This is a genomic window from Pseudonocardia sp. (assembly GCF_025465255.1).
Lineage (GTDB): Bacteria > Actinomycetota > Actinomycetes > Mycobacteriales > Pseudonocardiaceae > Pseudonocardia.
In genome coordinates this window covers 1-14,663 of sequence record NZ_JAODNI010000043.1, presented here as the reverse complement: position 1 = coordinate 14,663, position 14,663 = coordinate 1, and the positions used below count along the sequence as shown (strand labels likewise).

Annotated in this window: 14 protein-coding genes and 1 pseudogene; 10 read left to right on the top strand and 5 right to left on the bottom strand. The window is 72.4% G+C overall.

Going from position 1 to position 14,663, the window contains the following annotated elements; all coding sequences use genetic code 11:
- The 7 genes from clpB to pyrE form a co-directional block, all read left to right on the top strand.
- Positions 1-2,373, top strand: a 2,373-nt coding sequence (gene clpB, locus JWP64_RS04375) for an ATP-dependent chaperone ClpB (protein ID WP_297492518.1), incomplete at its 5' end; no start/stop codon positions are given.
- A 49-nt stretch (positions 2,374-2,422) separates the two neighbouring features.
- A complete protein-coding gene (locus tag JWP64_RS04370; protein WP_297492515.1) occupies positions 2,423-2,737 on the top strand; it encodes a YbaB/EbfC family nucleoid-associated protein in 315 nt (104 codons plus the stop codon).
- Positions 2,734-3,039, top strand: coding sequence for a hypothetical protein (locus JWP64_RS04365; protein WP_297492513.1), 306 nt, complete (start codon positions 2,734-2,736; stop codon positions 3,037-3,039). Before JWP64_RS04370 ends, JWP64_RS04365 begins: the two co-directional genes overlap by 4 nt.
- Positions 3,036-3,992, top strand: coding sequence for a hypothetical protein (locus tag JWP64_RS04360; RefSeq protein ID WP_297492511.1), 957 nt, complete (start codon positions 3,036-3,038; stop codon positions 3,990-3,992). The genes JWP64_RS04365 and JWP64_RS04360 overlap by 4 nt, the downstream gene beginning before the upstream one ends.
- Positions 3,993-4,044: 52 nt before the next feature.
- On the top strand, positions 4,045-4,686 hold the full coding sequence (locus JWP64_RS04355; protein ID WP_297492521.1) for a hypothetical protein: 642 nt from the start codon (positions 4,045-4,047) through the stop codon (positions 4,684-4,686).
- 66 nt (positions 4,687-4,752) lie between these two features.
- Positions 4,753-5,523, top strand: a complete 771-nt coding sequence (locus tag JWP64_RS04350) for an SDR family oxidoreductase (protein WP_297492509.1) — start codon at positions 4,753-4,755, stop codon at positions 5,521-5,523.
- A complete protein-coding gene (pyrE, locus tag JWP64_RS04345) occupies positions 5,523-6,107 on the top strand; it encodes an orotate phosphoribosyltransferase (protein WP_297492507.1) in 585 nt (194 codons plus the stop codon). The genes JWP64_RS04350 and pyrE overlap by 1 nt, the downstream gene beginning before the upstream one ends.
- A 91-nt stretch (positions 6,108-6,198) precedes the next feature.
- Here pyrE and JWP64_RS04340 read toward each other — a convergent pair whose 3' ends face one another.
- The 3 genes from JWP64_RS04340 to JWP64_RS04330 form a co-directional block, all read right to left on the bottom strand.
- Positions 6,199-7,209: a hypothetical protein gene (locus JWP64_RS04340; RefSeq protein WP_297492504.1), complete on the bottom strand. Its 1,011-nt coding sequence runs from the start codon at positions 7,207-7,209 to the stop codon at positions 6,199-6,201.
- A gap of 5 nt (positions 7,210-7,214) precedes the next feature.
- Positions 7,215-8,132 (bottom strand): DUF4142 domain-containing protein, encoded by a 918-nt coding sequence (locus JWP64_RS04335; RefSeq protein ID WP_297492503.1) that lies wholly within the window; start codon positions 8,130-8,132, stop codon positions 7,215-7,217.
- Between the two features lie 188 nt (positions 8,133-8,320).
- A complete protein-coding gene (locus JWP64_RS04330; protein ID WP_297492500.1) occupies positions 8,321-9,634 on the bottom strand; it encodes a ferric reductase-like transmembrane domain-containing protein in 1,314 nt (437 codons plus the stop codon).
- A gap of 380 nt (positions 9,635-10,014) precedes the next feature.
- Between JWP64_RS04330 and JWP64_RS04325 the strand changes: the two genes are divergently transcribed.
- The 3 genes from JWP64_RS04325 to JWP64_RS04315 all read left to right on the top strand — a co-directional run bounded on the left by JWP64_RS04325 (position 10,015) and on the right by JWP64_RS04315 (position 13,924).
- Complete coding sequence (locus JWP64_RS04325; RefSeq protein WP_297492498.1) at positions 10,015-10,719, top strand: hypothetical protein; 705 nt, start codon at positions 10,015-10,017, stop codon at positions 10,717-10,719.
- On the top strand, positions 10,716-13,136 hold the full coding sequence (locus tag JWP64_RS04320) for an AAA family ATPase (protein ID WP_297492496.1): 2,421 nt from the start codon (positions 10,716-10,718) through the stop codon (positions 13,134-13,136). Before JWP64_RS04325 ends, JWP64_RS04320 begins: the two co-directional genes overlap by 4 nt.
- Before the next feature lie 98 nt (positions 13,137-13,234).
- Positions 13,235-13,924 (top strand): RNA methyltransferase, encoded by a 690-nt coding sequence (locus JWP64_RS04315; RefSeq protein ID WP_297492494.1) that lies wholly within the window; start codon positions 13,235-13,237, stop codon positions 13,922-13,924.
- Between the two features lie 9 nt (positions 13,925-13,933).
- Here the strand turns inward: JWP64_RS04315 and JWP64_RS04310 are convergent, their stop codons facing one another.
- Together JWP64_RS04310 and JWP64_RS04305 are read right to left on the bottom strand one after the other, a co-directional pair.
- Positions 13,934-14,071, bottom strand: coding sequence for a hypothetical protein (locus JWP64_RS04310; RefSeq protein WP_297492492.1), 138 nt, complete (start codon positions 14,069-14,071; stop codon positions 13,934-13,936).
- 116 nt (positions 14,072-14,187) lie between these two features.
- Positions 14,188-14,535 (bottom strand): annotated as a pseudogene (locus tag JWP64_RS04305) (SDR family NAD(P)-dependent oxidoreductase); the annotation flags it as partial.
- Positions 14,536-14,663: the final 128 nt, after the last annotated feature.

The following is a 14,663-nucleotide window of genomic DNA, read 5'->3' as shown; positions in this document are numbered from 1 at the left end:
GACCTCGGCGCCTTGCTTAACCTAGCCGACAAGGAAGCGCAAAAACGCGGCGATCAGTTTGTCGCCAGCGAAATGGTACTGCTGGGCCTGTTGGAAGACAAATCGCAGGCCGGCAAGCTGGCGCGCGAAAACGGCCTTAGCCGCAAGTCGCTGGAAGCAGCGATTACGGCTGTGCGCGGGGGCGCCAATGTCTCTTCGCAAGAAGGCGAAGGACAGCGCGAGGCGCTGAAAAAATACACACTGGATCTGACCGAACGGGCGCGCATGGGCAAGCTCGATCCGGTGATCGGCCGCGACGATGAAATCCGCCGGGCGATCCAGGTATTGCAACGCCGCAGCAAGAATAATCCGGTATTGATCGGCGAGCCCGGCGTCGGCAAGACCGCCATCGTCGAGGGCCTGGCCCAGCGCGTGGTGGCCGGTGACGTGCCGGAGTCGCTGCGCGGCAAGCGCGTGATCTCCCTCGACCTCGGGTCGATGGTGGCCGGCGCCAAGTACCGCGGCGAGTTCGAGGAGCGGCTCAAGGCCGTGCTCAAGGAGATCACCGACTCCGCGGGCGAGGTCATCACGTTCATCGACGAGCTGCACACCATCGTCGGCGCGGGTGCCACCGGCGAGGGCGCGATGGACGCCGGCACCATGATCAAGCCGATGCTCGCCCGGGGTGAGCTGCGGATGGTCGGCGCCACCACGCTCGACGAGTACCGCCAGCACATCGAGAAGGACCCGGCGCTCGAGCGGCGCTTCCAGCAGGTGCTGGTGGGCGAGCCGTCCGTCGAGGACTCGGTCGGCATCCTGCGCGGGCTCAAGGAGCGCTACGAGGTGCACCACGGCGTCCGGATCACCGACGCCGCGCTCGTCGCCGCCGCCGCGCTGTCGGACCGCTACATCACCGCGCGCTTCCTGCCGGACAAGGCGATCGACCTGGTCGACGAGGCCGCGTCCCGGCTCCGGATGGAGATCGACTCCCGGCCCGTCGAGATCGACACCGTCGAGCGCGCCGTGCGCCGGCTGGAGATCGAGGAGATGGCGCTGGCCAAGGAGCCCGACGCCGCGTCGATCGACCGGCTCGCGGCGCTGCGGGCCGAGCTGGCCGAGAAGCGCGAGGAGCTCTCCGCGCTGACGGCCCGGTGGCAGAACGAGAAGGGCGCCATCGAGATCACCCGGGAGCTCAAGGAGCAGCTCGAGCAGCTGCGCGGGGAGTCCGAGCGCGCCGAGCGCGACGGGGACCTCGGCCGGGCCGCCGAGCTGCGCTACGGCCGCATCCCGGCGCTGGAGAAGGAGCTGGCGGAGAAGACCGCCGTCGTGGAGCGCCACGAGGACGTCATGCTCAAGGAGGAGGTCGGGCCGGACGACGTCGCGGACGTCGTGAGCGCCTGGACCGGCATCCCCGCCGGCCGCCTGCTCGAGGGTGAGACCGCGAAGCTCCTGCGCATGGAGGACGAGCTGGGCCGCCGCGTCGTCGGGCAGGCCGACGCCGTGCGCGTCGTCTCCGACGCCGTGCGCCGGGCCCGCGCGGGCATCGCGGACGAGAACCGGCCCACAGGCTCGTTCCTCTTCCTCGGGCCCACCGGCGTCGGCAAGACCGAGCTGGCCAAGGCGCTGGCGGAGTTCCTGTTCGACGACGAGCGGGCGATGGTCCGCATCGACATGAGCGAGTACTCCGAGAAGCACTCGGTGGCCCGGCTCGTCGGCGCGCCCCCCGGCTACGTCGGCTACGACCAGGGCGGCCAGCTCACCGAGGCCGTCCGCCGCCGCCCGTACACGGTCGTGCTGTTCGACGAGGTGGAGAAGGCCCACCCGGACGTCTTCGACACGCTCCTGCAGGTGCTCGACGACGGGCGCCTGACCGACGGCCAGGGCCGCACGGTGGACTTCCGGAACACGATCCTGGTGCTCACCTCGAACCTCGGCTCGCAGGCCATCGCCAACCCGGCGCTGGACGAGCAGGGCCGGACCGACGCCGTGATGGCCGTGGTGCGCGGGCACTTCAAGCCCGAGTTCCTGAACCGGCTCGACGACGTGGTCGTCTTCCACGCCCTGTCGACGGCGGAGCTGACGCACATCGTGGACATCCAACTGCGGGTGCTCGAGACGCGGCTGGCCAAGCGCCGGCTCACCCTCGACGTGTCCGACGCCGCCCGCGAGTGGCTCGCCATGAACGGGTTCGACCCGGTCTACGGCGCCCGGCCGCTGCGCCGGCTCGTCCAGGCGTCGATCGGGGACCAGCTGGCGAAGGAGCTGCTGGGCGGGGTGATCCGCGAGGGGGACACCGTCCGGGTCGACCTGGACCCCACCGCGTCCGGCGGCACGGGTGGCCTGATCGTCGGGAAGGGCACGGCCGCGCCCGCACCGGTTGCGATCGTGAACTGATTCCCGGAACGCCCACGGACCGGGACGGTCTTACCTACCGTCCCGGTCCATGGACCAGCTGGACGGGCCCGCCGAGGCCTGGCTCGCGGACTACCGCAGACGCATCGAGGAGATCCGCGTGCGCGCCGAGCGCGCGCGCGAGGAGCTCGCGGGCCTGAGCGCCACCGCGAGCAGCACGGACGGGGCGGTCACCGCCACCGTCGGGCGGGACGGCGCCCTGTCCGGACTGGCCTTCGGCCCCGCGGCCGAGGGCCTTCCCCGTGCCCGGCTGGCGGAGCTCGTCCTCGCCACGGCCGGGGAGGCGGGAGCCGAGGTGGCGGCCCGGGTGGCCGCGGTGGTCCGGCCGCTCACGGCGGGGTCGTGACGTCCGCGCCGGGGTTCGGGGTGGACCCCGGGGCGCTGCTCGCGCACGCGGACCACGTGGCGGGGCTGGACCGGGCGATCGACCGGGCCCTGTCGGTTGCCGCGCCGCTGTCCCCGGACTCCTACGGGGTGGTCGGGCAGGTGTTCGCGGTGCCCGCGATCCTCGCGATCGACGACGCGGTCGGCGCCCTGCACCTGCTGCGGAACGACCTGACCACGAAGGCCGCCGCGCTGCGGGAGTGCGCGGACGGCTACCTCACGGCGGACCGGTCCTCCGCCGGCACGATCGGCGGGACGCGATGACCTCCGCGGAGCCCGGCGGCTCCTCCTGGCGGGCCGACGAGGACGATCCGTTCGCGGGCGCGGGGATCTTCTCCAGCTACGCGGACCTCGGCGGCGCCCTCGCGGCCGGCCAGGACCCCGGCGCGATCATGGCCAACTCGGTCGCCGCCGGGCTGGACACCCTCGGCGCGGTGACGGACCCCTTCGGCACCCTCTTCGCGGCGGGCGTGGGGTGGGCGACGGAGCACGTCGCGTTCCTCCGCGAGCCGCTGGACGCCCTCATGGGCGACCCGGACGGGATCGTCGCGAGCGCCGACTCGTGGCACCGGCTGGCAGCGGTGCTCGCCGAACAGTCGGCCCGCTACTCGGCCCACCTCGGTGCGGACCTCGGCGGCTGGAGCGGGGAGGCCGCGGACGCCTACCGCGCCTCCGCCGCGCGCCGGATCGACGATCTCGCGGCCGCCTCGAGCGTCGCCTCGGGCCTCGCGCAGGACGTGCTGCGCAACGCGGCGGAGATCGGCGCGCTGCGGTCCGTCGTCCGGGACACCGTGGCGTCCTTCCTCGCGCGGGTGGCCGAGTGGCTGGTCGTGAGCATCATCAGCGCCGGGGTCGCCCTCACCGTCGCGGTGCCGTCGATGGTCGCCCAGGCGGTGAGCCTGGCGCTGAGGATCGCGGACCGGATCGGCGCGCTGATGCGCACCCTCAACCGGGGCGCGGCGGGGGTCAGGGCCGTGACCGCCGAGCTCACCGCGCTGGTCGAGCGGATGCCGAGGGTGGACGACGACGTCCTCCCGGCGCCGGTCGGCCTGCCGGCGTCGGCGCTGCCCGGAGCGTGGCCCACGATCGCCGCGGCGAAGGAGATGCCGGGCGTGCCGCTCGCCGTCGAGGCCGGCAAGGAGGGGGGCGACGAGCGGGAGCACCGCCGGGAGTGGGTCGAGGAGCCGGCCGGCCGAGGATCGGGCCCGGTCGGGTGATCGTGGCGTTCCGGGTTCTCCCTGCCGGGAGGGTTAGGGTGCGCCCGTGGGTATGTCGACGGTCTGGTTCCTCATCGCCGTGGTCGCGGTGCTGATCGGCGTCGCGCTGCTGTTCGCCGACCGCTCCCGGGGGTCCGGGGGCGCGCGCGACCGCCGTCGGTGGGCGGCGCTGCACGACTGGGAGTGGGCGGAGAGCGATCCCGTCCTGACCAACAGGTGGCGCTACGGGACCATCCACCAGGGCGGCCCCGGGGTCGCCCGGAACATCGTCACCGGGGACGTTCCGACGCCGGACGGCGGCCGCCAGGGCTACGTGTTCGACCACGAGCAGGTCGGACGGGTCAGCTCGGTGCTGGTCGCGGTCGCGCTGCGCGAGCCGGTCCCCGCGGCCGTCGAGCTGCGGCTCCCGTCCGCGCCGCTGCCGGACGGCGGTGGCCTGGACCTGCTCGAGCCCGTCGGGGACCGCTACTCCTTCGTCGCGGACGCGGACATGGTCCGCCCGCTGCTCACCCGGCGGCTGGCGGACGCGGCGGACGCGGTCGGGGACGACGTGGAGCTGCTGTGGGCCGAGGACACCTGGGTGCTCGCCGCCGCACCGGTCGCGTCGACGCCGGAGCGCCTGCAGGACCTGCTCGCGGACCTCGCCGAGGTCGCGAGCGTGCTCGAGGACGCCCTCACCTCGAGCCCCCGCTGACCCGGCCCTGATCGTCCCCGGCACCGCACAGCGCGGCGCCGGGCAGCCGCCGACTAGTCTTCGCGGGTGCCCACCGCCCTGATCACCGGAGCCACGTCCGGCATCGGTGCCGCGTTCGCCCGGCGGCTCGCGGCCGACGGACGGGACCTGGTCCTCGTCGCCCGCACCACCGAGCGGCTCGAGGAGTGCGCCGAGCGCCACCGCGCCGCCGGGGTCTCGGTCGAGGTGCTCCCGGCGGACCTGACCGATGTGGACTCCCGCGCGAAAGTGCTGCGCCGGCTCGCGGACCCGGACGTCGCGCCGGTGGACCTGCTGGTCAACAACGCCGGGATGGGCATGCGCGCGAGCTTCCTGCGCGCCGAGCCGGACGCGTTGCAGCGCCAGCTGGACCTCAACGTCACCAGCGTCCTGCAGCTGACCCGCGCCGTGCTCCCGGGCATGGTGGACCGCGGTCGCGGCGGCGTCGTGAACGTCTCGAGCGTCGCCGGGTTCCTCCCGGGCAGCGGCTCGACGTACACCGCGGACAAGGCCTGGGTCACCGCCTTCACCGAGGGCGTCGCCGCGTCACTGGCCGGCACGGGCGTGCGCGCACTCGCGCTCTGCCCCGGCTTCGTGCGCACCGAGTTCCACGAACGCGCCGGCATCGACGCCGGCGGCCGCAGTGGCCCGTTGTGGCTGGACGCCGAACGGGTCGTCGACGAGTGCCTGGCCGACCTGGCCGGGGGACGGGTGGTGTCCGTGCCGAGCCTGCAGTACAAGGCGATCGCCGGGATGGTGGGGCTGCTGCCGCGCGCCGTGGTCCGCCGCCTCGTCGCGACGTTCGGCCGGGAGCGCTGATGGCCGTCACGGTGCGCAACGCCACCCGGGACCTGGAGCGCCTCGCCGCGCTCGTCCGCGAGCTCGGTGTGGTGCACGGCAAGGTCACGCTCTCCTCGGGCGCCGAGGCGGACTACTACGTGGACCTGCGGCGGGTGACGCTGCACCACGAGGCCGCGCCGCTGATCGGGAGCCTGCTCCGTACGCTCACCGCGGACTGGAGCTACTCGGCCGTCGGTGGCCTCACGCTCGGCGCGGACCCCGTGGCCACCAGCGTCCTGCACGCCACCGCGGCGGAGCGGGTCGCGGACCCCGACGTCCCGGCCGTCGACGCGTTCGTCGTCCGCAAGTCCGCGAAGGAACACGGGATGCAGCGGCTCATCGAGGGCCCGGACATCGCGGGCCGGGACGTGCTGGTCGTCGAGGACACCTCGACGACGGGCGGTTCCGCCCTGACCGCGGTCCGCGCGGCCCGCGAGGCCGGCGCGACCGTCGTCGGCGTCGTCACCGTGGTGGACCGGGACACCGGGGCCCGGGAGGCCATCGAGGCCGAGGGCGCGCAGTACCGCACGCTCCTCACCCTCGCCGACCTGAACCTGGCCTGACAGGTCCCGACCGGACACTGCGTTGTGGAGCCATGACGCGACCCGAGGGGGTCGGTGGCCGCGTCATGGCTCCACGGTGCGGGGACGAGCGCTACTTGACGGCCACCCGGACCGAGTCGAACGCCGGGGTCTCGTTTGCGCGCTCCATCATCGGGATGCGGTGCGAGCCGTCACCGGCCCACGACGAGCACTGCGCGATACCGGCGGTCGGCATCCCGGTGACCTTGATCGTCACCGTGTCCGGGGTGTCCCCACCGCCACCGTCCTGCGTGGCGACGAAGAAGTCCGGCTTCGGCGACGGGTCCGGCGCCTCGTTCTCGCTGCTGAGCATGCGGCAGGCGGTGTGGAAGTGCCCGCGCTGGATGCCCTGGCCGTTCAGCAGCGAGCTCTCGAGGTAGTAGCCGCCGGCCGCGGCGCCCAGGAAGCGGTCACGCACGAGGTTGCGGGTACTGACCTTGAGCTCGAACGCCTGGCCGGTCTTGACCTCCTGCGGCGCGTCGGTGATCAGCAGCGACGGGTTCTTCGCCGCCGCGCCGACCTCACCGAACGCGGTGTCGACGCACACGTTCCCCTTCTCGAAGCCGTCCGCCGGGGTGAGCTTGCTCTTGCTGCAGTCCCGCGCCAGGACGTCGAGGCCGTTGGTCCCGCCCGCCGGGGGCGGCGCGGCGGCCCCGGGGTTCTTCGCCTTCGGCGCGGCGTCCTCCACCGGCACGGCCGAGCCCGGCTTGGAGCCCGTCTGGTCGCCCGTTTGGTTGCCTGACTGGTTGCCCGACTTGTCCGCGGCCGGGGCCGGCGACGCGTCGGTGCTGCCGCCGGGTCCGGCGGCGCCGGAGCCGCCCGAGGAGCCGGAGCCGTTGTCGCCGGTCGGCGCCGCGGGGGCGGCCGTCCGGGTGGCGCCGTTCTGGTTGCCGTCCCGGTTTCCGTTCTGGGTCCCGTCCTGGTTGCCGTGGCTGTGACTCTGCTGGGACTTCTCGTCGACCGTCGTGGACGCGGCAGCGGCGTCACAGGCTGTCGGCAGGAGCACCACGGCGAGCGCGGCGACGGAGGTCGCGAGGACCTTGCGGGCCCGGACGGAGCCGAGCGGCCTTCGGGTGGGAAGCATGGCGGTCATCCTCCGGTCGGGGAGCGGTGCGACGCGGCGGATGTGGCGCGTCGGGGAAGCGGGTTGGTGTTGCGGTAGGAGTGCCGGCTACGGCTGCGAGGCTCCTCCGACTGCTCGTACTGCTCGGGCACCGGCTGTCGCTCCCGCCGGGGCGCCGGGATCATCGGGATCGGGCCGGAATGCAGGTTCGCGAGGTCGCGTCCCGTCGTCGGGCCGCCCTTGGCCGGCGTGTCCTTCTTCCGGCTCCGCCGCAGCGACGCGATCAGGCCGATCGCGGCGCCTGCCGCGGCCAGGAACACCAGGGCGGGAACGATCATGTCCATCCAGCTGGTGCCGCCGCTGAGCAGGCCCGGCGAGGGTGCCTCCGGCAGCGCGCTGTAGTCGACGAGGCCCGTCGCCTCGAGGTAGCCGATGTGCCGGGTGACGGTGGTGTCCGCGGTGTCGGCGAACTGGCGGATCAGCGTGTTGCGGCTGCTCACCCGGACGTCCGCGATGACCGGCAGCACGTTGCCGTGGGCCTGGCGCAGGCGCTGCACGAAGACCTTGTCGTAGTCGGTGCCGGTGGACGAGGAGATCTCGTTCATCCAGCCGACCTGCTGGTCCGTCGGCTTGGTGGGCAGCTGCACGCCCAGCTGGTCCGCGACCTGGCGCACCTGGGCGTCGAGCTCGGCGTGCTCGGTCGCCAGGTGGTGCCCGGCCTCCTTGACCTGCGGGTTGGTGGCCTGTTGCTCGGCCTGCTGGCCGGTCGGCAGTTCCCACAGCCCGGCCTGCCGGACCTTGACCAGCAGGTCCCGGTCCGCCGGACCGACGGGCCCCCACTGGGTCTGGGTCCAGCCGCCGGTGCCGGGGGCGCCCGACACCCAGGACTGGACCACGGACACGGTGACGGCGCCCAGCAGGGCGAGGACCAGCGTCCAGCGCACGGAACGCGGTATGCGGTGAAGCATCAGGCGGGGAGCCTTTCGGGGGAGCACGGATGTGGGGAGCACCCGGGCGACGGGAGCGAACCCCTCGCACCCGCCGGGGGAAGCGGGGCGAGGACCTTGTCGTCTGCTGTCGGGGTCGTCTGCTGTCGGGGTCGTGTGCGGTCTCGGGTCGTGTCTCGGTCGGGTCAGGCCATGTCGAACTGCTCCGTGTGGATCCGGTCGTCGGGCACGCCGATGGCCTGCAGCGCGCCGAGCGTGTCGTCGACCATCGACGGCGGCCCGCAGAGGAAGTAGTCGTGCCTGTCCCCGCTGTCCAGGGAGGCGAGGACGGTGGACAGCAGGCTGACGTCGATCTCGCCCGTGTGTCCCGTCCAGTCGCCGGACGGCCGGCGCAACACCTCGGTCACCACGAGGTCCAGGTGGCTGCGCAGCACCAGCAGCTCGTCGCGGAACAGCAGGTCCGTCGTGTCCCGCGCGACGTAGACGAGGCGGTGCGGGCGCAGGTCGCCGCGGTCCGCGGCGGTGCGCAGCATGCTCATCATCGGGGTGATCCCGACGCCGGCGGCGATCAGGACCAGACCGGCGGCCGGGACGTCGTCCACGGTGAAGGAGCCGTACGGCCCGTCGACCCAGACCGAGCTGCCCTCGGGCAGGGTCCGGACCGAGGAGGCGAAGTCCCCGGTGCCGCGGATGGTGAACTCCGCGAACTCCGGGTCGTGCGCGCTGGAGGCGATCGTGAACGGGTGCTCCTCGACGGCGGAGCGCTGCAGCCGGATCCAGGCGAACTGGCCGGGCGAGAAGACGAAACCGCGTCCCCGTCGGCGGCGGGGGCTGAGCACCAGCGTCGCGACCGTCGGGTTCTCCCGCCGCACCTGCTCGACGACGAACTCCTCGCTGGTGCGCATCGTGCGGCCGAGCCAGCGGGCGACCAGGACCGCGATCATCAGCAGGCCGAGGCCGGTCAGCACCGGACCCAGGACGGCGTCGGTGACGAGGTGCTTGAGCCACAGCACATGTAGGGCGGAGAGCCCGAGCGTGGAGATCGCGAGCAGCAGGTGCAGCCAGCGCCACACCTCGTAGGCGATCTTCAGCCGGCGGCGTTGCAGGGCGAGGGTGAGCAGGCCCGCGAGGGCCAGGGTGGCGCCGACGGCGGCCCGGGCCCGGTTCGGGGCGGTGGGGAACATGAGCAGGGCGACCTGCGTCGGGTTCGCCGCCACGACGGCCGCGAGGTGCAGCGCGATCAGGACGGCGCACAGGACGCCGAGCTGGCGGTGCAGTCCGAGGATGTTCTCGATGCCGAACGTGCGGGTCAGGTTGCGCAGCCGCGACGGCAGGCACGCCGTGCACACCAGCGCGGAGAGCGCGAGCAGGCCGGTGACGATCGACAGCTGACGCCACATGCCGATCGGATTCGACCGCACCAGCCAGATCAGCGCCGGTCCGGTCAGCACGACGAGCAGTACCGCTGCCCACGCCGTTCTGGCCCTCGTCCGTTCCACGCGGCGAAGGTAGGCACCCCTGAGAGCGAGCGGGCGGAAACTGAGAGTTCCATGTGGTTGCCGTCGGTCACGACGACGCCGTGGAGCGGTGAACGGTGTGTAGTTGCTCCGAACGCTGCGATAATTGCTCCGAAAGCTGAGCAACCCACTCAGACTCGGGTCGTCGGGCCCCCGGATCGGTCTAATCGCGGACCGCTCGCCGAGCCCCGCAGTGCATACGGCGCTGTCACAGCCGTCAGCCGGTCCCGGCCCTTCCGTTCATGCCCTTCGATCAGGTCGGACTCCGGGGAAACGTCCTCGCAACCTGAACGGTGCAGTGTTCGGCCATGTGCGAGGCGCATACTCGTACAGATCACGGGACGGTCACGGCAGGAGGCTCCATGACTGTGCGATCCGGCTGGTGGCGGGGGAGGCGGATCCGGCGGCCTCACGGGCGGGGCCTGATGGTGGTGGCCGTGCTCGGCCTGGTGCTGGTGGGCTGCGGGGCGCCGTCGTACACCTACGTCACCAACTCGGCGGACCGCGCCTATATGAAGGTCCCGAACACCTGGCGGCAGATCGATCCGAAGGACATCAAGTCGCAGGTGGGTGTCGAACCCGCGAAGGACAGCTCGAAGGGGCTGTGGCTCGAGGCCTACGACGCGAACGCCTCGCCGTCGGTCAGCCACGTCTTCGACGGCCCGGTCGGGCCGGCGGCACCCGCGATCCTGGTCGTGGTGCAGGCGATCCCGGTGCAGAGCCGCGGCCAGTTCGGGCTGGACTCGCTGCGGGACTTCTTCCATCCGGTGTCCGCGTCGGCCCGCCAGCAGTTCATGGCAATGGGCAAGCAGAACCCGTACAGCGGTTTCACCTCGGTCTCCGACGAGGTGCTGACGCCCGGCGACGGCATCCGGGGCGTGCACAGCGTGTACTCGTACCGCATCAACGGCGGGGACGCGCAGGTCTTCGACCTCACCGGTTACCTGAACGACGACGCCAGCAAGCTGTCCGTCGCAGTCGCGCGCTGCTCGCTCGACTGCTTCGAGCAGCGCCATCAGGAGATCGACTCCGTCGTCTCCTCGTTCACGGTCCGGGAGGCCCCATGACCACGACCGATTCCGTGGACGACCTCCCCGACGGCCCCCCGATGCCCCCGGTGCACGAACCACCGCCCCCGCGGACCGACGTGACCCGCAAACGGATGTCGATCTGGGACCGCACGCGGCTGCTGCTGCTCTTCGTCCTGCTGTTCATGATCATCGTGTGGGCGCAGGTCGCGGACAACCCGCTGATCACCTTCTCCGACGCGTTCAGGATCCAGACCCACGAGTCCCAGTGGCTGATCTGGCTGGTCGGGCTCGAGGTACTCCGCCAGCTGCACTTCTTCGTCAGCGAGCGGTCCTCCCGCTACCACCGGTTCTGGTCGCAGAAGGTGTTCGGCGGCACGGACAGCGCGCTGAAGCGGCGGTTCTCGGACTGGACGCGGTTCCGGCTCGCTCGGCTCCTCAAGATCGTCGCGTTCGTCGCGCTGGTGGCCGTGGTCGCCGCCCAGATCCTCCAGACCTCGCCGATCCTCGCGCTCTTCGAGGCGCCCGCGCTGATCTGGCAGGCGGCGCCGCTGATCTTGCAGCTGGCCTTCGCGTTCTTCTTCGTCGCGTTCCAGTTCATCGGCTTGTTCTGGCTGCTCTCCCGCGGTGGCGTCGACACCTACTACCCGGACGACATCAAAACCCGCTTCGCCGACGTCTGGGGCCAGGACCACGTCGTCCAGCGGATCCGGGAGAACATCATGTTCCTGGAGAAGCCGGAGGAGATCGAGGCCAAGGGCGGGTACGTGCCCGGCGGCCTGCTGCTCTGGGGCCCTCCCGGAACGGGCAAGACGCTGATGGCCGAGGCGGTCGCCGGCGAGACGGGCAAGCCGTACGTCTTCGTGGACCCGGGCGCCTTCATCAACATGTTCATGGGTGTCGGCATCCTCAAGGTGAAGTCGCTGTTCCGGAAGCTGCGCAAGCTCTCGCTGCGCTACGGCGGCGTCATCGTGTTCTTCGACGAGGCGGACGCGCTGGGCAACCGCGGCTCGCTCGCGGGCGTCGGCCCGGGCGGGGTGCGCGGGATGGGGGCGGCGCCGTCCCACTCGGCCGGCTGCCACGGGTTCTCCTACCTCTCCGAGGACACCCGCACCCTGCTGACCCGCAGTGCCCTCTCGTCGGGCGCTCTCTCCTCCGGCGCGGAACCCGCCGAGGACGCCTCACGGCGCAGCCGCTTCATGATGGGCGGGATGAACGGCGGCGGCGGCGGAGGCAGCGGCACGCTGCAGGCCCTGCTCACCGAGCTCTCCGGCCTGAAGAAGCCGCGCGGCCTGCTCAACCGGTGGGGACGGCGCGCGCTCGGCATGCGGCCGAAGCCGCCGCCCAAGTACCGGATCCTCGTGATGATGGCGACGAATATGCCGGAGTCGCTGGACGAGGCGCTGCTCCGCCCGGGCCGCATCGACCGGATCTACAAGGTCGGCTACCCGAGCCGGGCGGGCCGGATCATGACCTACGAGGGGTACCTGGACAAGGTCCCGCACGAGATCACCGACGACAACCTCGAGAAGCTCGCGACGATCACCCCGTACGCCACCGGCGCGACCATCAAGGACCTGGTGAACGAGGCCCTGATCACCGCCATCCGGGACGGCCGCGAGGTCATCACGTGGAAGGACGTCCTCAAGGCCAAGCAGCTCAAGGAGCTCGGGCCGCCCGAGGACGTCGAGTACATCGAGCGCGAGCGGCACTCCGTCGCCGTGCACGAGGGCTGCCACGCGATCGTCGCGGCCCGGGTGCGGGCGCACATGGAGATCGACATCGCGACGATCGAGAAGGGCAGCGACTACCTCGGCATGGTCGCGAGCATCCCACCGGAGGACCAGTTCACCCGGTGGCGCTCGGAGTACGAGGCGGACATCCTCGTCTCGCTGGCGTCGCTGGCCGGGGAGCGGATGTTCTTCGAGGGCGACAGCTCGTCCGGCGTCTCCGGGGACCTCGAGTCCGCGACGACGGTGGCGTCCTTCATGGAGGGCTTCTGGGGCATGGGCGCGACGGTGTCGTCGTACTCGTCCGCCCGGCGGCTCGAGGTCGGGTCCCCCGGTGGCGGCCGCGGCGCGGGGAAGGACGAGAAGCCCGAGGCGTTGCTCCGCCGTGCGCTGGCGGACCGGATCGAGGACCACCTCGCGGCCCTGCTGGACCGGGCCGAGGAGATCCTGCGGGACAACCGCTCGTCGGTGCTCGCCCTGGCCCACGCCCTGGAGACGCACAAGACGCTGACCGGCGAGGACGTCGAGGCCGTGATGAGCGGCCGTGAGGGCCCGACCGTTGACGGCCGGGTCTACGCGGACCCGGAGTTCCAGCGGCAGCTCGAGGAGTACCACGCGGCCGCGGCGGGGGCGCACCGCGCTCACGCCCAGATCCGCCTGGCGCTGCCCGCGTCGCACCGGAAGCGCGAGGAGGGCAGCTCCGCCGCCGCCACCCCCGCCCCCTGACCCCGCGTCATGGAGCCACGACGCGATCTGGCGGCCCTGGAACTCGCGTTGTGGCTCCATGACGCGGTCGGGCGGACGGGCGGTGGGATCATGTGGGGGTGAGTACGCCGCCATCGAACGTCGTGGATGTCGGCCCGGAGGCCGGGCCGACCGAGTGGGCGGTGCCGGGGCAGGTCGGTGTCGGACCCTGGCCCGGCGGGCGGGAGGCCTGGCCCGTCGACGAGCGCTACGACCCCGAGCTGCTCGAGCACGGGGACCGGCGCAACGTCGTCGACGCCTACCGGTACTGGCGGCGGGAGGCGGTCGCGGCGGACCTCGCCACCCGCGGCCACCCGTTCCACGTGGCGATCGAGAACTTCGCCCACGACCACAACATCGGCACCGTCGTCCGCACCGCCAACGCGTTCGCCGCGGCGGGCGTGCACATCGTCGGCCGACGGCGGTGGAACCGGCGTGGCGCCATGGTCACCGACCGGTACCAGCAGCTCCACCACCATGCGGACGTCGCCGGGGTGCGCGACTTCGCCGCGGAGCACGGCCTGGTGCTGGTCGCGGTGGACAACACCCCCGGAGCGGTGCCGCTGGAGACCACCGAGCTGCCGCGCGAGTGCCTGCTGCTGTTCGGCCAGGAGGGCCCCGGGCTGACCGCGGAGGCGCGCGAGGCGGCGGGGCTCGTGGTGTCGATCGCGCAGTTCGGTTCCACCCGCTCGATCAACGCCGGGGTGGCCGCGGGGATCGCCATGCACGCGTGGGTCCGCGCGCACGGCGACCTCTCCCGGGCCTGGTGACGCCCCGCCCTACCCGGCGAGCCCGCTCCTGACCCGGCGGCTGAGCTCGTCCGCGAGGACCTCCTCCCGGCCGGACCCGACGGCGTCGAGCGCCTGCCCGCCGACGTCCGCCGGGGCGGACTCGGGCTGGTCGACGCCAGCGGCCATGTCCGTGTCCATGTACCCCACGTGCACCGCGACGACGTGGGTTCCCTGCTCCCCGGCTCCGTGCGCGAGGAGTGGGTGAACGACCAGGCGGCGGCCTTCGACGCGCTGTAGGTGCCGGTCGACGGCAGGGCCACCCAGGACAGCACCGAGAGCACGTTCACCACGGCGCCGCCGCCGTTGCGGGCGAGCACCGGGGCGAACGCCCTGGTCACGTTCACGGGGCCGAAGAAGTTGGTCTCCATCTCCGCGCGGGCGGCGTTCAGCGACGGGCCGAGCAGCGACCCGCCGCCGGCGATCCCGGCGTTGTCGATCAGAAGGGTGACGTCCGGGGCGAGCTCCGCCGCGGCCGCGACGGACGCGCCAGGGCGAACTCGTCCAGCTGCGCGCGGGAGAGGCCAAACGTACGCCCTGGCGATCACGCCCTGCGCGGCGAAGCTCAGCGCCTGCTGGCTGCTGTTCTGCATAGCGATCAAAACTCAGCAAGGAGGTGACGGTCACCCGCTTACCTCCGACGTCATCGACCGGCCGCCCGCGACGCCGGATGCTCATGAGGTGCCCGGCCGGGGCACGGACACCCAGGAGGACACCATGA